This window comes from Streptomyces sp. P3 (assembly GCF_003032475.1).
GTDB lineage: Bacteria > Actinomycetota > Actinomycetes > Streptomycetales > Streptomycetaceae > Streptomyces.
Genome location: NZ_CP028369.1, coordinates 5,157,029 through 5,175,758 on the forward strand (window position 1 = coordinate 5,157,029; position 18,730 = coordinate 5,175,758).

Annotated in this window: 17 protein-coding genes; 10 read left to right on the top strand and 7 right to left on the bottom strand. The window is 72.1% G+C overall.

Translation table 11 applies throughout. The features are described from left to right. Positions 1-103 precede the first annotated feature (103 nt). From C6376_RS23335 to C6376_RS23365, 7 genes are all read left to right on the top strand, one after another. A complete protein-coding gene (locus tag C6376_RS23335) occupies positions 104-1,261 on the top strand; it encodes a SchA/CurD-like domain-containing protein (RefSeq protein WP_107445215.1) in 1,158 nt (385 codons plus the stop codon). Between the two features lie 71 nt (positions 1,262-1,332). After that, complete coding sequence (locus tag C6376_RS23340; RefSeq protein ID WP_173985709.1) at positions 1,333-1,776, top strand: cupin domain-containing protein; 444 nt, start codon at positions 1,333-1,335, stop codon at positions 1,774-1,776. Further along, positions 1,773-3,041: a beta-ketoacyl synthase gene (locus C6376_RS23345; protein ID WP_107445216.1), complete on the top strand. Its 1,269-nt coding sequence runs from the start codon at positions 1,773-1,775 to the stop codon at positions 3,039-3,041. Before C6376_RS23340 ends, C6376_RS23345 begins: the two co-directional genes overlap by 4 nt. Next, on the top strand, positions 3,038-4,288 hold the full coding sequence (locus tag C6376_RS23350) for a ketosynthase chain-length factor (RefSeq protein ID WP_107445217.1): 1,251 nt from the start codon (positions 3,038-3,040) through the stop codon (positions 4,286-4,288). Before C6376_RS23345 ends, C6376_RS23350 begins: the two co-directional genes overlap by 4 nt. 43 nt (positions 4,289-4,331) lie before the next feature. Next, positions 4,332-4,586, top strand: a complete 255-nt coding sequence (locus tag C6376_RS23355) for an acyl carrier protein (protein ID WP_057580843.1) — start codon at positions 4,332-4,334, stop codon at positions 4,584-4,586. A gap of 1 nt (position 4,587) precedes the next feature. After that, complete coding sequence (locus C6376_RS23360; RefSeq protein WP_107445218.1) at positions 4,588-5,067, top strand: SRPBCC family protein; 480 nt, start codon at positions 4,588-4,590, stop codon at positions 5,065-5,067. Positions 5,068-5,088: 21 nt separating this feature from the next. Continuing rightward, a complete protein-coding gene (locus tag C6376_RS23365) occupies positions 5,089-5,421 on the top strand; it encodes a TcmI family type II polyketide cyclase (protein ID WP_107445219.1) in 333 nt (110 codons plus the stop codon). A gap of 115 nt (positions 5,422-5,536) precedes the next feature. Here C6376_RS23365 and C6376_RS23370 read toward each other — a convergent pair whose 3' ends face one another. The 6 genes from C6376_RS23370 to C6376_RS23395 form a co-directional block, all read right to left on the bottom strand. Next, positions 5,537-6,604, bottom strand: a complete 1,068-nt coding sequence (locus C6376_RS23370) for a methyltransferase (protein ID WP_254076015.1) — start codon at positions 6,602-6,604, stop codon at positions 5,537-5,539. A 118-nt stretch (positions 6,605-6,722) separates the two neighbouring features. Further along, a complete protein-coding gene (locus C6376_RS23375) occupies positions 6,723-7,898 on the bottom strand; it encodes a nitrous oxide reductase family maturation protein NosD (protein WP_107445220.1) in 1,176 nt (391 codons plus the stop codon). 116 nt (positions 7,899-8,014) lie between these two features. Next, entirely contained in the window at positions 8,015-10,273 is a 2,259-nt protein-coding gene (locus C6376_RS23380) for a nitrate- and nitrite sensing domain-containing protein (protein ID WP_254076016.1), read from the bottom strand. A gap of 210 nt (positions 10,274-10,483) precedes the next feature. Continuing rightward, on the bottom strand, positions 10,484-11,683 hold the full coding sequence (locus C6376_RS23385) for a sugar ABC transporter permease (RefSeq protein ID WP_107449129.1): 1,200 nt from the start codon (positions 11,681-11,683) through the stop codon (positions 10,484-10,486). A gap of 5 nt (positions 11,684-11,688) precedes the next feature. Continuing rightward, on the bottom strand, positions 11,689-12,462 hold the full coding sequence (locus C6376_RS23390) for an ATP-binding cassette domain-containing protein (RefSeq protein WP_107445222.1): 774 nt from the start codon (positions 12,460-12,462) through the stop codon (positions 11,689-11,691). A 37-nt stretch (positions 12,463-12,499) separates the two neighbouring features. Then, complete coding sequence (locus C6376_RS23395; protein WP_107445223.1) at positions 12,500-13,591, bottom strand: sugar ABC transporter substrate-binding protein; 1,092 nt, start codon at positions 13,589-13,591, stop codon at positions 12,500-12,502. 118 nt (positions 13,592-13,709) lie between these two features. Between C6376_RS23395 and C6376_RS23400 the strand changes: the two genes are divergently transcribed. Together C6376_RS23400 and C6376_RS23405 are read left to right on the top strand one after the other, a co-directional pair. Further along, positions 13,710-16,067 carry a SpoIIE family protein phosphatase gene (locus C6376_RS23400; protein WP_107445224.1) on the top strand — a complete coding sequence of 786 codons (2,358 nt, stop codon included), beginning with the start codon at positions 13,710-13,712 and terminating at the stop codon, positions 16,065-16,067. Further along, on the top strand, positions 16,064-17,152 hold the full coding sequence (locus C6376_RS23405; protein WP_107445225.1) for a sugar ABC transporter substrate-binding protein: 1,089 nt from the start codon (positions 16,064-16,066) through the stop codon (positions 17,150-17,152). The genes C6376_RS23400 and C6376_RS23405 overlap by 4 nt, the downstream gene beginning before the upstream one ends. Positions 17,153-17,173: 21 nt before the next feature. Here C6376_RS23405 and C6376_RS23410 read toward each other — a convergent pair whose 3' ends face one another. After that, positions 17,174-17,461, bottom strand: coding sequence for a zinc-ribbon domain-containing protein (locus C6376_RS23410; RefSeq protein WP_107445226.1), 288 nt, complete (start codon positions 17,459-17,461; stop codon positions 17,174-17,176). Positions 17,462-17,707: 246 nt separating this feature from the next. On the opposite strand from C6376_RS23410, the gene C6376_RS23415 reads away from it, so the two are divergent. Further along, a complete protein-coding gene (locus tag C6376_RS23415) occupies positions 17,708-18,721 on the top strand; it encodes an SMP-30/gluconolactonase/LRE family protein (RefSeq protein WP_107445227.1) in 1,014 nt (337 codons plus the stop codon). Positions 18,722-18,730: the final 9 nt, after the last annotated feature.

Sequence of the window (18,730 nt, forward strand, 5' to 3'; positions counted from 1 at the left end):
CCCGGTCGCGCGCTCACGGGGACGGGCAGACGATCGAGGAACGCTGACGTCGCATCACGCGGCCGACGTTCCCTTCCCCCTCCGCGAAGGAGATGTGCGCAGGATGACCACCACGTCCGAACGTGTTGCAGGCTCGCGGGCGCGACAGGCGTCGCAACGTGTCTCCCAGTCCGTCTTCGACGGCTCCCGGCTCCGGGTCGTCCTGCTGGTCGACGTCTACGACGGCGCCCAGCAGCAGTTCCTGGAGGCCTACGAGCAGCTCTGCAACCAGGTCGCGTCCGTCCCCGGGCACGTGAGCGACCAGCTGTGCCAGTCCATCGAGAACCCCTCCCAGTGGCTCATCACCAGTGAGTGGGAGAGCGCGCCGCCGTTCCTCGCCTGGGTGAACAGCGAGGAACACGTGCGGATGGTGGAGCCGCTGCACAGCTGCGTCCGCGACACCAGGTCGCTGCGCTTCCACGTGGTCCGCGAGACCGGCGGACCCGCGGCGGAAGCGAAGGCGAACGGCCGACGGCTGCAGACCTCGCCCCGGATCGGCGACGGCGTGATCCGGCATGCGCTCACCTTCACCGTCAAACCGGGCAGCGAGGACATCGTCGCCAAGATCCTCGCGGACTACGCCTCGCCCGAGCCGCAGGTCGACGACACCACCCGGCTGTGCCGCACCTCGCTGTTCATGCACGGCAACCGCGTGGTGCGGGCCATCGAGGTGCGGGGCGACCTGCTGTCCGCGCTGCGCCACGTCTCCCGGCAGCCCGAGGTGCGGGCCGTCGAGGAGGCCATCAACCCCTATCTGGAGCAGGACCGGGACCTCAACGACCCCGAGTCCGCCCGGGTCTTCTTCACCCGGGCCGCGCTGCCGGCCGTCCACCACGTCACCGCGGACCGGCAGGACCCCCAGGCCGAGCGGTACGCCCTGTACTACCCGGCCCGGCCGGACCGAGGCATGAAGCTGGCCGAACTGCTCGCCCGGCAGGACGAGGCGGCGGCCGACGACCCCCGCAACCCGGTGCTGCGCAGCACGATCTTCCAGCGCGACGACGTCGTCGTAAGGCTGATCGACGTGCGCGGCGGACTCGACGGCGCCGACCCCGGGCAGGCCCTCGGGCTGTCCGACCCCGCGCAGGCCGCCGAGCTGACGACCCTTGCCGAAGGCGTCGCCGACGCGGCCCCGGCCGGCGCGAAGGACGCCCTGCTCGCGCGGTTCCTCGAGTGCGCCCGCATGGACCTCGTCACCGACCGTCGGTCGCCCGACGCCTGATCCGTCATCACGTGGGCGGGGCGGTGACCCGCCCCGCCCACCTCGGTGCAGTACACCATCGGAGGAACGTCGTGATCACATCCCGTCCCAGAGTCGTCGATCTCAGCGAGGTCGAGCCCAACACCCGCCGCGGCGGCGACCTGCGCGCCATGCTCACCCCGGCCACCGTCGGCTCGACCAGCGGTTTCATGGGCGTGGCCATCATCAAGCCCGGCGACCGCATCGGTGAGCACTACCACCCGTACTCCGAGGAGTTCGTGTACGTCGTGTGCGGGCAGCTGGAGGTCGACCTCGACGGCGAGGCCCAGGCGCTGCAGCCCGAGCAGGGTCTGCTGATCCCGCTCGGCATGCGCCACCGCTTCCGCAACGTCGGCAAGGTGGAGGCCCGGATGGTCTTCCACCTCGGCCCGCTCGCCCCGAGCCCGCCCCTCGGCCACGTCGACACCGAGGGGACCGAGGCCGAGGCCGTGGTGATCGGCGCGGAGGCCGCCGGCCGACGTCAGGTCCGGTCATGACGAGACGGGTGGCGGTCACCGGCATAGGCATCGTCGCCCCCGGCGGCATAGGCGTCCCCGCGTTCTGGAACCTCCTCGTCGAGGGCCGCACGGCGACGCGGGGCATCACGTTCTTCGATCCGGCCGGTCTGCGGTCGCGGATCGCCGCCGAGTGCGACTTCGACCCGGCGGCGCACGGACTGGACGCCGGGGACGTCGAACGCTGCGACCGCTACATCCAGTTCGCCATGGTCGCCGGCGACGAGGCGGTCCGGGACGCCGGTCTCGACATCGCGGCGGAGAACCCCTGGCGGGTCGGCGTCTCCCTGGGCACCGCGGTGGGCGGGACCACCCGGCTGGAGAACGACTACGTGCTGGTCAGCCATCACGGACAGCGCTGGGACGTCGACCACCGTCAGGCCGCCCCGCAGCTGCACCGCGCGTTCACGCCCAGCACCCTCGCCTCGACCGTGGCCGAGCGGTTCGGCGCGCGAGGGCCGGTGCAGACCGTCTCCACGGGGTGCACCTCCGGCCTCGACGCGGTCGGATACGCCTTCCACACGGTGGAGGAGGGCCGGGCCGACATCTGCATAGCCGGCGCCTCGGACTCACCGATCTCCCCGATCACCATGGCCTGCTTCGACGCGATCAAGGCCACCTCCTCCCACAACGACGATCCCGCGCATGCCTCGCGTCCCTTCGACGCCGACCGCGACGGGTTCGTCATGGGGGAGGGCGGCGCGGTCCTCGTCCTGGAGGAGCTGGAGCACGCGCGGGCCCGTGGCGCGCACGTGTACTGCGAGCTCGGCGGGTACGCCACCTTCGGCAACGCGTACCACATGACCGGCCTGACCAGTGAGGGCCTGGAGATGGCCCGGGCCATCGAGGAGGCCCTCGGGCACGCGCGGCTCGACGCCACCGCGGTCGACTACGTCAACGCGCACGGCTCGGGCACCAAGCAGAACGACCGCCACGAGACCGCCGCGGTGAAGCGGGTCCTGGGCCGGCACGCCTACGACACCCCCATGAGCTCCATCAAGTCGATGGTGGGCCACTCCCTGGGCGCCATCGGAGCGATCGAACTCGTCGCCTGCGTCCTGGCGTTGGCCCACCAGGTGGTACCTCCGACCGCGAACTACGAGACGCCCGACCCCGAGTGCGACCTGGACTACGTCCCGCGCGTGGCCCGTGAGCGCAAGCTCTCCAGCGTGCTCTCGGTGGGCAGCGGGTTCGGTGGATTCCAGTCCGCGGTGGTCATGAACCGGCCGAGGGAGAAGACACGATGAGCGAACCCCTTCCACGGCGCGCGGCCGTCACGGGAATCGGCGTGGTCGCGCCCAACGGAGCCAACACCGAGACCTTCTGGAAGTCCACCAAGGAGGGCGTCGGCGTCCTGGAGCGGGTCACCCGCGAGGGCTGTGAGCATCTCCCGCTGCGGGTGGCCGGCCAGGTCCGCGACTTCGACCCGTCGGCGGCGATCGAGGAACGCTTCCTCGTCCAGACCGACCGGTTCACGCATTTCGCGATGGCCGCCGCCGACCTCGCGCTGGACGACGCCGGCCTCGGCCGGCCGGAGACCGACGCCGCGCCGTACTCCGTCGGCGTGGTCACCGCGGCCGGCTCCGGCGGCGGCGAGTTCGGCCAGCGCGAACTGCAGCGGCTGTGGAGCAAGGGCAGCCGTTACGTCGGCCCGTACCAGTCCATCGCCTGGTTCTACGCCGCCAGCACCGGCCAGGTCTCCATCCGGCGCGGGTTCAAGGGCCCCTGCTCGGTCGTCGCGGCCGACGAGGCCGGCGGCCTCGACGCTCTCGCCCACGCGGCGCGGGCCGTGCGGCGCGGCACCGACGTGATCGTGGCCGGGGCGACCGAGGCGCCGATCGCGCCGTACTCGATGGTCTGCCAGCTCGGCTACGAGGAACTCAGCACGGTCGACGACCCGACCCGTGCCTACCGCCCGTTCACGTCGTCGGCCTGTGGGTTCGTACCGGCCGAGGGCGGTGCCATGGTCGTGGTGGAGGCGGCGGAAACCGCCCGGGCGCGCGGCGCGCGGGTACGGGCCTTCCTCGCCGGGCACGCGGCCACCTTCACCGGCGCCTCCCGCTGGGAGGAGTCCCGGCAGGGCCTCGCCGAGGCGATCCGGGGAGCGCTGGAGGAGGCGCAGTGCGCTCCCCAGGAGATCGACGTGGTCTTCGCCGACGCGCTCGGCGTCCCGGCGGCGGACCGCGCCGAGGCCCTGGCCATCGTCGACGCACTCGGCCCGCACGGGGCCCGGGTGCCCGTCACCGCGCCCAAGACCGGCATCGGCCGCGGCTACTGCGCGGCGCCGCTGATGGACACAGCGGCCGCGATGCTCGCCATGGAGCACGGCCTGATCCCGCCCACCCCCAACGTCTTCGACATCTGCCATGACCTCGACCTCGTGACCGGCCGCGCCCGCACCGCGCAGGTGCGCACGGCCCTGGTCCTGAGCCGTGGGCTCATGGGCTCCAACTCGGCGCTGGTGCTGCGGCACGGCGTCGCCGACGCCTCGTAGCGGGGCGTCGCGCAGCAGGGAAGCAGCAGAGGAGAGGAACCCCATGACCGACCGCATCACCGTGGAAGAGCTGGCCGAACTCATGAAGAAGTCCGCCGGCGTCACCGTCGCGCCGGACGAGCTCCGGCAGCAGGACACCGCCTTCGCGACCCTGGGCGTGGACTCGCTCGGGCTGCTGGGCATCGTGGGCGAGCTGGAGAACCGGTACGGCACGCCGATGCCCCCGGACGCCGAGCGCTCCAAGACGCCCCGGCAGTTCCTCGACCTCGTCAACAGCGCACTCATGACAGGAGCGTGAGATGTCCGGACACACGCAGAACGAGATCACCATCGCGGCGCCCCTGGAACTGGTCTGGGAGATCACCAACGACCTGGAGAACTGGCCTCGGCTGTTCAGCGAGTACGCCTCGGTCGAGATCCTCTCCCGGGAGGGCCGCAAGACCACCTTCCGGCTGACCATGCACCCCGACGAGAACGGCACCGTGTGGAGCTGGGTCTCGGAGCGGGAGCCGGACCGGGAGACGCGCACGGTCAAGGCCCGCCGGGTCGAGACGGGGCCCTTCGACCACATGGACATCCACTGGCGGTACGAGGAGGTGCCGGCGGGCACGCGGATGGTCTGGACACAGGACTTCGCGATGAAGCCGCAGGCGCCGGTCGACGACGAGTGGATGACCGACAACATCAACCGGAACTCCAAGGTCCAGATGGCCCTGATCCGGGACCGCATCGAGAAGGCGGCCGCCGAGCGCGGCGCCACGCCCGGTCTGACCGACTGACCCGCACGGAGGACACCCCCCATGCACCAAGCACTGATCGTCGCCCGGATGGCCCCGGGATCGGCGCCCGACATCGCCAAGGTGTTCGAGGAGTCCGACCGCGGAGAGCTCCCGCGGCTCGTCGGCGTCGTCCGGCGCAGCCTCTTCCAGTTCGGCGACGTCTACATGCATCTGATCGAGTCCGAGCGCGACCCCGGGCCCGCCATCGCCAAGATCACCGGGCACCCCGAGTTCCGGGACGTCAGCGAGCGGTTGTCCTCGTACGTCAGCGCCTACGACCCCGAGACCTGGCGGTCCCCCAAGGACGCCATGGCGCAGCGCTTCTACCTCTGGGAGCGCGAGCCGGCCCGCTGAGCCGCGGGGAACCACACCGGTCGCCGGGCCCGCGACGCTGCGGGCCCGGCGACCGGTGGTCTGGGGGGAGTACGGGGTGAGGGTCGCGCCGGTGTGGTGCGCGGGCGCGACCCGATCAGCCAGGGACGTGACAGTCGAACGCGTGCAGGTACGGGTTGACCGGGCTGATGTCGTCGATGACCAGTCCGGCGTCGGTCAGCCGGGTGACCATGCTCTCGGTGGTGTGCTTCGCCCCGCCGACGTTGAGCAGCAGCATCAGGTCCATCGCGGTGCTGAACCGCATCGACGGCGTGTCGTCGACGAGGTTCTCGATGACCACGACCCGGGTGCCCGGGCCGCCCGCCTCGCGGACGTTGCGCAGCGTGCGGGCGGTGCTCTCGTCGTCCCACTCGAGGATGTTCTTGATGACGTAGACGTCGGCCTCGACCGGGACCGCCTCGCGCACGTCGCCGGGCACGATCCGGGCCCGGCCCGCGAGGTCGCCGCCCGCGAGCAGCCTCGGCACCGCGTTCTCCACCACGCGCGGCAGGTCGAGCAGCGCGCCGCGCATCGCCGGGTACTTGTCGAGCAGGCTCGCCACCACGTGCCCCTGGCCGCCGCCCAGGTCGGCGACCGACGAGCACCCCGACAGGTCCAGGAACGCCGCGACGTCCCGCGCCGACTGCACGCTGGACGTGGTCATGGCGCTGTTGAAGACGTCGGCCGACTCCGGAGCGTCCTCGTTGAGGTAGGCGAAGAACTCCTTCCCGTACAGGCCCTCCACGACGTTGCGCCCGGTGCGCACCGCCTCGTCCAGCAGCGGCCAGGCGTCCCAGGTCCAGGGCTCGGTGCACCACAGGGTGATGGCGCGCAGGCTGTTCGGGTCGTCCTCGCGCAGCAGCCGGGAGACGTCGGTGTGCGCGAACGTGCCGTCCGGACGCTCGGCGAAGACGCCGTAGCAGGACAGGGCACGCAGCAGCCGCCGCAGCTGGCGGGGCTCGGCCTTCACCGCGGCCGCGAGGTCCGCCACGGGCAGCGGGCTGTCGCCGAGGGCGTCGGCGACGCCCAGCCGGGCGGCCGCGCGCAGGGCGGCCGCGCACGCGGCCCCGAACGCGAGCTCCCGCAGCCGCATGGAGGGCGGCGGGGCGGGGGGCGGGTCCTGCTCGGGCGGGTCCGACAGCTTGCGGGACTGAACGGTCGTCATGTGCCGCCTTCCTTCGTTCTCGGATGCCGGGGGTTCGTCCTGCTTCGGGTGCTTCAGGTGCTTCAGGTGCTTCGGGAGTCAGGGGTGCTGCGGGGCCGTGTGCGGCGCCGTCGTCCGGTCAGCGACGGGTGCGGTCGGCCGGGCGGCACAGGCCGCCGGGAGTCGACGCCGCGCAGACGTTGCGCTCGAAGGTGTTGCCCTTGCCGGCGGTGTCCGCGTTGACCAGGTCCGCCGGGGCGTTGCCCTCGAGCGTGTTGTCGCTGATCCGGTTCCGCTCGCTCGGGGTGCCGACGAAGCTCTTGAACAGGACGATGCCGCCGGACAGCGGGGACGCGCCGACGTTGTCCCTGATGACGTTGCGGGTGATCAGGCTGTCCTCGGCGCCGGTCAGGACGATGCCGGAGCCCTGCAGGGCGTCCAGCCGCGCGGTCTTGGGGCAGGACTTGTTGTTTCGCTCGATGCGGTTGTGCTTCACCGTCACCCGTCCGGCCCGCGGTTTGTTCTCGTCGCCGACGACGAACACCGCCGCGCAGTTGCCGGTGAGGCGGTTGGCCGCGAGGGTGAGGTTGCGCAGCCGGCGGACGGTGACGCCGATCCGGTTGCCCTCGAGCCGGTTGCGTTCGACGACCGTTCCCCCGGTGTCGACGGCGCCCATCTCCTCCTTGACCGAGTTGGCGAGGAAGAGGCCCGCGTCTCCGTTGTCCCGTGCGGTGTTGCCCCGGAAGAAGCCGTGCAGGGAGCCCTCCTGGGCGATACCCCACACCCCGTTCCTCTCGGCGGTGACGTTGCGCACGGTCAGGTGGTCGGCGGCCATCGCGTAGACGCCGGACCTGGTGAAGCCCGTGACGGTCAGGTTCGCGACGGTGACGTCCTCGACGTGTCGTTCCTTCGTGCCGAGCACGCAGACGCCGTTGCCGCTCTCGGCGCAGCCCTCGGCGGCCTTGACGGCGGGCTTGGCCGCGGGCTTCGCTGCCGGCTTGGCCGCGGGCTTGGCGGCGCTGGCCGTGCCCGCCGTGGTGGCGGACGCGGCGGCCGGTCGGATGACCGTGCCGCGGCCCATGCCGCGCAGGGTCAGTCCGGGCGTCTTCACGGTGACGCTCTCGCGGTACGTGCCGAAGGCCACCAGAACGGTGTCGCCCGGCGCGGCGGCGTCCACCGCCTGCTGGATGGATTGCCCCGGACGCACCAGATGCACGTGGTGCGCCGTGTGCCCGGCGGCGGGGGCGGCGGCGCCGAGCCCCGTCCCGAGGAGGGTCGCTGTGCACGCCAGGTACGCGATATGGCATTTCTTCATATTGCGCACGCTATGACCCGGTGCCGGGTCAACCGGCGGGATGGGCCATCCAAGGGCGTGTCCGGCGTGTCGTCCCCCGTGGTCGTGCCCACGAGGGAGCCGCTCGGGCGGCGACCTCAGTGTCCGTCGCCCCGGCCCCGCCGACTGCCTCCGGGCGAGCGGCGGGGGAGCTGTCGTGGACGCACGGGGGAGGGCCCCTCCTGTGCCGGGCCCGCCCTGCCGGGATCGTCCTGCCAGGCCTCGTAGTCGGTGAAGGCGTCGCCGGAGTCCGGGACACCGAAGGGCCCTGCGCCGCCCGCGCTCCGAGTCGTCGGGCCGTTCCTGATCATGGCCAGCGCCAGGGTGTCGGAGTCGGGCGTCGCGTCCGCCGGGCGCTGGGCAACCGTGTGCGGCAGCATGACCAGGCACGTGGTGCCGGACTTCTCGGCGGACGGGCGCAACTGGACGCGGATGCCGTGCCGTTCGGCGAGCCGGCCGACCACGAACAGCCCCATGTGCTGGGCGATGTCGACGTCGACGGTGGGCGGGTTGGCCAGTTTGTGGTTGATCACCGCGAAGTCGTCCGGCTCGAGGCCGATGCCCTCGTCGTGGATCTCGACCATGATCCGGCCGTCGGGAAGCCGGGAGCCGGTCACCTGCACCAGTGAGTGCGGGGAGGAGAACGCGGTGGCGTTCTCCAGCAGTTCGGCGAGCAGGTGCACGAGGTCGGTCACGGCCTGGCCCTGGACCTGGGCCTCCGGCAGGCCGGCGAACCGGATGCGTTCGTACTGCTCCACCTCCGAGGAGGCCGCGCGGATGATGTCGACCAGGGGCAGCGGACGGTCCCACTGCTGGGCGGGCCGCTCCCCGCCGAGGACCAGGAGGTTCTCGCCGTTGCGGCGCACCCGCGTGGCGAGGTGGTCCAGCTTGAAGAGGTTCTCCAGCTGGTCGGGGTCCGTCTCGTTGTCCTCCAGGCTGGTGATCATGGCGAGTTGACGTTCGATCAGGGACTGGCTGCGGCGCGACAGGTTGGTGAAGATCGCGTTGATGTTGCCGCGCAGCAGCGCCTGCTCGGCCGCGAGCCGGACGGCCTCGCGGTGGACGTGGTCGAAGGCCCGGGCGACCTCGCCGATCTCGTCGGTGGTGTCGATCGCGATGGGGGTGACCCGGGTGTCCACTTTTCCGGGGTCGGTCTGCGACAGCTGGTCGATCAGGGCCGGCAGCCGCTGCCCGGAGATCTCGATGGCGGAGGCGCTCAGCCGGCGCATGCCGGTCACCATCGTGCGGGCCACCCAGGTGGCGAGGAGGAAGGCGGCCAGCACCGCGGCGAGCACGAGCGCGGCGTTGGTCATCGCGTCCCCGCGTGCCTGGTCGGCGACGTCCTGGGCGCTGGCGAGCGCCGCGTCGGTGAGATACACCTCGACGCTGCGGTAGGCGTCGAAGCCCAGGGTGGACGTCGCGAAGAAGGACTCCGGGGTGATGCCCTGCTCGGCGAGGTCCGCGGCGGGCTTCCCGGTGGCGATCGCGGCGATCATCGTCTGCATCGAGGGGGGAGCGACGTACTTCTTCCCCGCCGCCTCGGCCTCGGCGGCGGCCGCGGCGGTCTGCTGCTTGCCCCGGGCCCCGGCGTCGGCCAGTGCCTTCTGCAGCCGGGCCATGTCCTCGGTGGTGGCGGCGCCCGCGAACTCCTGCAGGCCCACCTGTTCGAGGTAGGCGTACGAGCGGAAGGAGGCGAGCTGCGTCTCCAGTTCGCCCGGGGCGAGGGCGTCACGGTCGTCCACCAGCAGATGCGTGCCGATCGCCCGGATCAGGGACTCGGCGGCCTGTGTCAGGGACACGGCGTACAGCGTCCGACCGAAGCTGGCCTGGTTGTCGCTGCCGTATCCGAGTTCGTTGGAGATCTCCATCAGGGGGTGCTGGACGGTGTGGTAGCTCTCCTCCGTCTGCACCCCGGTCATCCGTGGGGTGAAGGCGTTGGCCCGTACGGCGCTGAGCTGCTTCTCGCCCTCGCGCACCAGTTGCACGCGCCGCAGGAGGCCGCTGGTCTGCGGCATCCGGGCGACCGCCGCGTTGAACGCCTTCGCGTCCGCGTCGGTGATCTTCCGGGCCTGGACGACGGCGGCCGACTCCTTCTTCTCCGCGACGAGCGGGATGACCGACACGTCACGCTCGTTGATCGCGTCGCTCGCGTACTTGTTGGCGGCCTGGACGAGTTCGGCCACGCGGACCGCGTCGTCGGCGTCCTGCCAGGTGTCCACCGAACGTTTCACCCGGACGCCCCCGAACACGAGGGCCACCAGCACCGGGATGAGGAGAACGGCGCGCAGCCGTCTGCCCACGGGCCAGTTGCGGGTGAGGGATCTCCGGCCCTCAGCTGCTGGTGAGTTGTTCGGCACGCTGTCCTCATCGCCTGTGGAACGCCGTACGCGGGATGCGCCGGTACCCCTCACTACGGCGCGCCGGCAGCACTGCGTTCAGAAGTGGTGCAACTTTCACCAAAGTAGTGCCGTACACGTCCTGTTCGCCACCTCGGGCGCCATGACTTTGCCCACGACGTCGAAACGGGATGCCGCACGGCGCACGGCGCACGGCGCAGGCGTACGGCGTCACGCGCGGCCGTGGGACTCCTGCGAGCGGCGTGACAGGGCGTCGATCACCACCGCGGCGAACAGCACGCCGCCGGTGATGATGAACTGGACGGCCGGGGGAGTGTCCGTGATCGCCATGCCGGACGCGATCGACTGGATCACCAGCATGCCCAGCACCGCCGACCAGGTGGTGCCGCGTCCGCCGAACAGGCTGGTGCCGCCGATGACGGCCGCCGCGATGGCGTTCACCAGCAGGACGCCCGACCCCGAGCTCTGGCTCACCGAGGTGATGCGCGAGGCCAGGAACAGGCCGCCGACCGCGGCCATCGTGCCCGAGACCGCGAGCACCGCCGTCTGTACCCGGGTCACGCTGAGACTGGCCCGGCGGGACGCCTCGACGCTCCCGCCGAGCGCGTAGACCTGCCGTCCGTAGTGCGTGCGGCGGAGCATGACGTCGAGGCCGGCCACCACCACGAGGAAGACCAGCAGGGCCAGCGGCAGCCCCTGGAACCGATTGAGCCCGTAGGCGACGGTGAAGGCGACCGCCGCGAGCCCGGCGGTGCGCACCACGGTCCCGCGCAGCGAGCGGTGCGGCATGTCGACGGCCCGGCGGCGGCGCCGGTCCCGGTCGCAGACCAGGAAGTACGCGCCCGCGGCGAGTGCCGCGAGACCGTACGCGACGGCGTCCTGGGTGAAGTAGTAGCTCGTCAGCCTGGCGATCAGGCCGTTCTCGTCCAGGTTGACGGTGCCGCTGTCCCCCAGGACGGCGAGCATGAGGCCGTTCCAGGTGAGCAGGCCGGCCAGCGTGACCACGAACGCCGGCACCCGGGTCCGGGCGATGGAGTAGCCCTGCACGGTCCCCGCGACCGTGCCCGCCAGCACCGCCACGATCAGCGCGAGCCATTCCGGCACCCCGTGGTTCACGTTCAGCACGGCGAAGACGGCCGCGGCCAGGCCGCTGACCGAGCCGACGGAGAGGTCGAGTTCGCCGAGCAGCAGCACGAAGACGATGCCGACGGCGATCAGCCCCGTACCCACGATGTCCACGCTGAGGTTGGACAGGTTGCGGGGCGAGAGGAAGTTCTCGTTGAGGGACTGGAAGGTGATCCAGACGACGGCCAGGACGAGGACGACGGGGAGCGAACCCAGTTCGCCGGCGCTCAGCTTGCGCCGGAACACCGCCACCCCGCTCTCCAACGCGCGGGCGACGGCCCGCATGCTCTTCACCACCCCGCCTCCCGGCCGGCCGGCCGGCGCGGGACGTTCTCCGTGGCGCCGGTGATGGACGAGACGATCTGTTCCTGCGACGCGGTGTTCACGTCGAAGAAGCCGTTGTTGCGCCCCAGCCGCAGCACGACGGCACGGTCGGCGAGCGCCTTCACGTCGCCCATGTTGTGGCTGATGAGCAGCACGCCCAGGCCGCGGTCGCGCAGCCGGTCCACCAGGTCGAGGACCTCGGTGCTCTGCTCGAACCCGAGGGACGCGGTCGGCTCGTCCAGGAGCAGGATCCGCGGGTCGCCGAGGAGCGAGCGGGCGATGGCCACCGTCTGCCGCTGACCGCCGGAGAGCGAGACGACGGGACCGCGCAGATCCGGCATGCCCCGGGTCAGGCGGTCCAGCAACTGCCGGGTACGGCGTTCCATCTCCACCTCGTCGAGGAAGCCGAACCGGCGGATCTCCCGGCCGAGGAACAGGTTCCCGACGACGTCGAGGTTCCCGCACAGCGCCAGGTCCTGGTAGACGGTGGCGATGCCGAGGTCCCGGGCGTCGTGCGGCCGCCGGATGTGCACCGGCGCACCCCTCCACTCGATGACGCCCCTCTCCGCGGGGGCCACTCCGGAGATCACCTTGACGAGGGTGGACTTGCCGGCCCCGTTGTCTCCCAGCAGGGCGACCACCTGGCCGGAGTGGATCTCCAGCTCGATGTCGTCGAGGACCTTGACGACGCCGAAGCGCTTGCACACCCCGCGCAGCGCCAGCAAGGGGGGATCCGGCACGCAAACCACCTTCTTCCCGGGAGCGGGGGACGCGGCGTCAGGTGAGTCCGGCCCTGTCGCAGGCGGCCCGGAGTTGAGGCGTGCAGATCTGCCGGACGGTGTGCAGGCCGTCCTTGACGACCGTGTCCCCGATGTTGTCCACCGTCACGGACACCGGCGTGAGCAGCACGGACGCGACGGCCTGTCCGTCGCGTGTCGGCACCTCGCCGGTGGCGACGGGCTCGAGGCTCTCCCCGCGCGCCGCCGCCACGGCCATGGCGCCGCCGGCCGCCGCCTCGGGCCCGAACGGCTTGAAGACGGTCATGTACTGGTCGCCGCCGACGATGCGGCGCAGCGCGGGAAGCTCGGCGTCCTGCCCGGTGACCGGCGGCAGCGGGGTGACCTTGTTCGCCTTGAGGGCGGTGATGCTGCCGCCGGCGAGACCGTCGTTGGCGGCGTAGACCCCGTCGATGGAATCGGGGCCGAGCGCCGCCAGCGCCCCGGACATGTTCATGTGCGCGGTCTCCGGCCGCCACTGCGGGGTGTCGTACGCCTTGCCGATCTTCACCTTCCCGGCGAGCACGGACAGCGCGCCCCGCTGGAACGCCCTGGCGTTGGGGTCGCTCGGGTCACCGTTCATCATGACGATCTGCGCGTCGGGCACCTTGTCGCCCATCGCCCGCAGCAGGGCTCTGCCCTGGAGCCTGCCGACCTCCACGCCGTCGAAGGAGACGTAGCCCGAGATGGGGCCCTCGGCGAGCCGGTCGTAGGCGATGACGGGGATGCCGGCCTCGTGGGCCTTGGCGACCGCGGGCCCGAGCGAGCGCGCGTCCACGGCCACCAGCACGATGGCGTCCACGCCCTTGGTGATCATCGAGTTCATCTGTTCCTGCTGGAGCGCCACATCGCCCTTGGCGTTGGCGTGTTCGACCTCGCATTCGTCGCACAGTTGAGCGATCCGCTTCTCCAGCAACGGCCTGTCCTGGGCCTCCCAGCGGGGCGTGGTGGCGTCCGGCAGCAGCAGACCGATGCGCGGTCCGTTCCCGTCGCCGCGGGGCTCGCCTCCGGCGTCCGCCCCGCAGGCGGCCAGGACCGCCGCCGCGCAGAGCGCGGTCAGGGCCATCGCCGTGTCCCGAATGCAGGCCTTCATATGCGATACCTGCCGTAGACGACAATAAGGTGGATATGTTCGGCTGATCCTTATATGCGATTCTGGTGGGTGGGTGCCCCGATCTCAACCTGGCACCTGCGGCAGGACGGGAGGTACGTTGCGGACATGCCTCGACCGGGCCCTGACCTTCGCCGGAGCGACACTGGCGGCGGTCTACGCGCCCGGCGCCGCCGAAGGAGAACTCCGGCTGGTGGATACGTCCGGAGGAACCCCTTCCGGACAGCCGCCGCCGGAGCGCCTGCCGCTGTCCGGTGACTCGCCCGCGGTCCTCGCCTTCCGCACCGACCGCCCCCTCTGGCTGCCCGCCGACACCCCTCCCGGACCCCTCGGGGCGCTTCCCCTGGACGCGCAGGGCCGACGCCTGGGCTGCCTCCTCGTCCTCGGCTCCTCGGTGGACGGCTTCGAGAACGAACAGCGCCGGTTCCTGGAGCGGTACGCCGACGCCGTCGCCGCACTGCTCGAACCGGCCGCCGACCCGACGGGCACGGCGTCCCTGCTGGGGCCAGCCCTGCACAGCCTGCGCGTCGGCTCCTTCGTCCTCTTCCCCGACACCGGCCTGATCGAGGCCGACGACACCCTGCTCGACCTGGTCGGCATCACCCCCGACGACTTCGACGGCAAGGTCGACACCCTGCTCGCCCACGCCCTGCCGGAGGACATGCACGCCCTGATGACGGTCCTGGAGCCCGCGGACCTGGAATCCGGCCGACGCGACCTGGAGTTCCGCGTCCGCGGCCCGAAGGGCGAGATGCGCTGGCTGAGCCTGAGCTGCCGGACCGCGCCGACCGCCGACGGCCGGCCGGCCGGCGTGCTCGGCGTGGTGACGGCGACCCCGGTGCTGCGCCGCGGAGCCGACGACGTCTCCCGCATCCAGTGGCTGACCGCCGCCCTCGACGACGCCGCGACGGTCCGCGACGTCGGCCGTGTGGTGGTCGCAGCCCTGCGCGAGCCGCTGGCCGCCGACCGTGTCGCCCTCGCCGCGCTGCAGGACGACCGGCTCATGGTCACCGTCCTCGACCCGCCCCAGCCCACGGCCTGGCCCGAGGCCTGGCGCTCGGAGTGGCGCACCGAATGGCCCGACGCCCCGCTGCGCGCCCTGCCCACCCTGCGCGACGCGCTGAGCGACGGCCGGATGGACCTGTGGCCCACCGACACCGACCTCGAACCCGGACTGTCCGGCATCGGCCCCGGCGGACTGGCCGTACTGCCGCTGCCCGCCAAGGGCCGCGTCGCGGGAGTGTGCCTGGTCGGCTGGGACCGGCCGCACGAGTTCGTCCCCGAGGAGCGGTCCCTGCTCACCGCGACCGCCGCCCTCGTCGGCCAGGCCCTCAAACGGGCCCACGCGCACGACGCCGAGCAGGAACTCGCCACGATGCTGCAGCGCAGCCTGCTGCCCCGGCGGCTGCCCGAACTCCCCGGCGGAACCGCCGTCGCCCGCTATCTGCCGGCCCGCCGCGGCCTCCAGGTGGGCGGGGACTGGTACGACGTCATCGCCCTCTCCCAGGACCGGGTGGCGCTGGTCATCGGAGACGTGCAGGGACACAGCGCCGGAGCCGCGACGATCATGGGCCAGATGCGGACGGCGGTCCGCGCCTACGCCATGGAGGGCCACCCGCCCGACGTGGTCGTCTCCCACGCCAACCGGCTCCTCGTCGGCATGGAGACCGACCTGTTCGCCACCTGCTGCTACGCCGAACTGGACATGGAGGAGGGCAACACCCTGTTCGTACGGGCCGGCCACCTGGCACCGCTGCTGCGCCGGCCCGACGGCGAGACCGAGGAGGTGGAGGTCGCGGGCGGCCCCCCGCTGGGCATCCTCGCCGAGGCCGACTTCCCCATGACCGCCGTCGAACTGACCCCCGGCACGGTCCTCGCCCTGGTCACCGACGGCCTGGTCGAGGCCGCCGACCTGCCGCTCGACGAGGGCATGCGGCGCACCCGCACCGCGCTCGGCGCGGCCGACCCCGCGGACCTCGGCCGCACGGCCGACCTGCTGCTCGGCGACGTAGGCCGTCGCGAGGACGACGTGGCGCTGCTGCTCCTGCGCTACGACGGCATGAAGACCCGTCCCATCCGGGCCGGCTGGATGGTGTGGCGGCTGCCCGACGCCGTGATGCACGCCCGCCGCTTCACCGCGCGCACCCTGCGCCGCTGGCAGGTCCAGGAGGCCGCCGACGCCGTGCTGCTGGTCGTCTCCGAGCTCGTCACCAACGCCCTCGTGCACACGCAGGGGCCGGTCCGGCTCGACCTGATCCTGCGCGGCGACCGGGTGCGCGTCTGTGTGAGCGACTCCTCGCCGCGCGCCCCCGCCAAACCGGTGATCGTCGACTGGGAGTCCACCGGCGGCCGCGGCCTGCTGCTGGTCGAGGCCATGTCCGACACGTTCGGCTCGGTCCCGGTGGCCGGCGGCAAACAGGTCTGGAGCGAGATCGTCGTACCGGAGGATGTACCGTGAGCATCCGACGCAGATACACCGCCGCGGTGGTCGGCGCGGCCCTTCTGACCCTGTCACTGGCCGCCTGCGGCGGCGCGGGGCAGAGCGGCTCCTCCGGCGAGGGGTTCACCGTCGGCCTGCTGCTTCCCAGCCGGGCCGTCCCGCGCTGGGAGCACTCGGACCGGCCGCTGATCGAGGCACAGGTGAAGAAACTGTGCCCGGCCTGCACGGTGGAGTACGCCAACGCCGAGAACGACGTGACCCGACAGCGCCAGCAGATGGTGTCCATGGTCACCAAGGGCGCGAAGGTCCTGATCCTCGACGCCGCCGACACCCGGGCGCTGCGCTCCTCCATCCAGGAGGCGCGCAACGCGGGGGTCCCCGTCATCGCCTACGACCGCCTCGCCGAGGGCCCGGTCTCGGGCTACGTCTCCTTCGACGGCGTGGAGGTCGGCCGGCTCCAGGGCGAGGCGCTCCTCGACGCCCTCGGCAAGCGGGCCGAGGACGCCGACGTCGTCATGGTCAACGGCGACCCCACCAGCCCCAACGCGGCCCTGTACCGCAAGGGCGCGCTGTCCGTCCTCGCCGGCGAGGTGACGATCGCCAGGTCCTACAACACGCTGGACTGGAGCGCGCAGAACGCCCACGCCAACATGTCCGCCGCCATCGCGGCCCTCGGCCCGGACCGGATCGACGGCGTGCTGGCGGCCAACGACGCCATCGCCTCGGGGGTGATCTCCTCGCTCAAGAGCGCCGGCGTCAACGAACTCCCGCCGGTCACCGGCCAGGACGCCGACCTCGACGCCGTACGGCGGATCGTCAAGGGCGAGCAGTACATGACGGTGTACAAGCCGTTCAAGGACGAGGCGTCCGCGGTCGCCGCCATGGCCGTCGCCGTGGGGCGGGGCCACGATCCCCGCGACAACGCCACCACGACCGTCGACAGCCCCACCACCGAGGGCATCCCGTCGGTCCTGCTCACCCCCACCGCCGTGACGGCCGAGGACGTCGAGCCGGTTCTCGTCGAGCGCGGCGTCTACACCGTCGCGCAGATCTGCACACCCCGACTGCGCGCGGCCTGCGACCGGGTCGGGCTCACCCCGTGAGCCCGGACACCCGGACGGACGTCAGTGCTGGTACGGCTGCTGCTGCTGCCCGTACGCCTGACCGCCGACGTGACCGGCGGCCTGCGCCTGCAGCTGCTCGGCCTGCTCCTTGGCGATCTTCTGCTCGGCGCCGCAGAAGGTGCACTGGGTCGCGTACTTCGATGAGATCGGGAAGAGCGGCACGAAGAACAGCGTGAACTTCGTGACCCGCTTCCTGAGGGTGTGCGCGGCGGGGTTGCCGCAGCGGCCGCACACCAGCGTCAGTATCGCCAGCTGGTAGAGGTATCCCTTGGTGCCGAAGATGATCACGTTGTGTTTCCTTCTGGGATGGGTGTCCGTCCGGGCGGGTGTCCGTCCGGGTGTCCATCCGGACGGCTTTCGCACCGCACAGTCTGCTGCATCGAGGGATCACCCGGGTGAGCGGCAGGCGGGTCGATGCCCTGGGCCACGCGGGCGATCTCCCGGCCACGGCGGCGGCGGTCGCCTCCGGGACGCGGCCATGGTCGTCTGGCCGCCGCACGGCGGCGGTTCAGGCTTCCCCCGAAGAGAGGTCCCATGCCCCGACTTCCCCGTTCGGCGGGTATCACCGCCGCCGCCCTCGCCCTCGGGCTGCTCGCCACGGCTCCCGCCGCCGCAGACGAGCCGGCCGTGTCCGCTCCGCGCGTGGTCGCCCACTTCGACCTCGCCGAGGGCGAGTCGCCGGAGAACATCGCGCTCGAACCCGACGGCTCGGCCGACCTGACGTTCTCGACGGCACGGCAGGTCGTCAACGTCACCCGCGAGGGGCGAAAGCGGCTCCTCGCGACGCTGCCCGCCGTGCCGAACGCGCCCACGCCCGTCGTCGGCAGGGCCGTCGTCCTCGGCATCGCCCGCGCACGGAACGGCACCCTGTACGTCACCTACGCCACCGGCACCCGCGCGACCGGCATCTGGCGCATTCCCGCCAGCGGCGGCAAGCCCCGTCAGATCGCCCAGCTGCCGGCGAACGGGTTCCCCAACGGTCTCGCCCTCGACGAGCGCCGAGGCGTGTTCTACGCCGCCGACTCGGTGCTGGGCACCGTCTGGCGCGTCCCGAGGGCGGGCGGCAAGCCCACCGCATGGGCCGGGGGCGCCGCGCTCGAGCCGCGCAACGCGCCGCCCGCGGCCCGCGTCGGGGTCAACGGCCTGCGCCTGCACCGCGACGCCGTGTGGGTGTCCAACACCAACGCCGGAACGCTGCTGCGCATCCCGGTCGGGCCGGACGGCTCGGCCTGCGCGATCCAGACCCGGGCGACGGGCCTCTTCGCGATCGACGACTTCGGGTTCGTCGACCGGCGCCGCGACACGGCCCTCGTCGCGCTGATCGGGGGCAGCCAGGTCGCCCGGGTCCGCCCGGACGGCACCCATCAGGTCGTCCTCGACCGTGAGGACGGACTGTCCAACCCCACTGCCGTGACCGTGCGCGGCAGGACCGCCTATGTCACCAGCGCGGCCTACTTCACCCGGAAGGACCCCAACCTCCTCCTGGCCCACGTGCACCAGCGCGCCCGGGGGCAGGTCGTGACTGCGGACACCCGCCCGACGCGCTAGTCGTACAAG

Coding starts and splice junctions, on each gene's coding strand:
- C6376_RS23370 (WP_254076015.1), bottom strand. CDS start 6,604: ATGACGACCGTTCAGTCCCGCAAGCTGTCGGACCCGCCCGAGCAGGAC.
- C6376_RS23385 (WP_107449129.1), bottom strand. CDS start 11,683: ATGCGGGCCGTCGCCCGCGCGTTGGAGAGCGGGGTGGCGGTGTTCCGG.
- C6376_RS23360 (WP_107445218.1), top strand. CDS start 4,588: ATGTCCGGACACACGCAGAACGAGATCACCATCGCGGCGCCCCTGGAA.
- C6376_RS23345 (WP_107445216.1), top strand. CDS start 1,773: ATGACGAGACGGGTGGCGGTCACCGGCATAGGCATCGTCGCCCCCGGC.
- C6376_RS23365 (WP_107445219.1), top strand. CDS start 5,089: ATGCACCAAGCACTGATCGTCGCCCGGATGGCCCCGGGATCGGCGCCC.
- C6376_RS23375 (WP_107445220.1), bottom strand. CDS start 7,898: ATGAAGAAATGCCATATCGCGTACCTGGCGTGCACAGCGACCCTCCTC.
- C6376_RS23335 (WP_107445215.1), top strand. CDS start 104: ATGACCACCACGTCCGAACGTGTTGCAGGCTCGCGGGCGCGACAGGCG.
- C6376_RS23395 (WP_107445223.1), bottom strand. CDS start 13,591: ATGAAGGCCTGCATTCGGGACACGGCGATGGCCCTGACCGCGCTCTGC.
- C6376_RS23415 (WP_107445227.1), top strand. CDS start 17,708: ATGCCCCGACTTCCCCGTTCGGCGGGTATCACCGCCGCCGCCCTCGCC.
- C6376_RS23350 (WP_107445217.1), top strand. CDS start 3,038: ATGAGCGAACCCCTTCCACGGCGCGCGGCCGTCACGGGAATCGGCGTG.
- C6376_RS23355 (WP_057580843.1), top strand. CDS start 4,332: ATGACCGACCGCATCACCGTGGAAGAGCTGGCCGAACTCATGAAGAAG.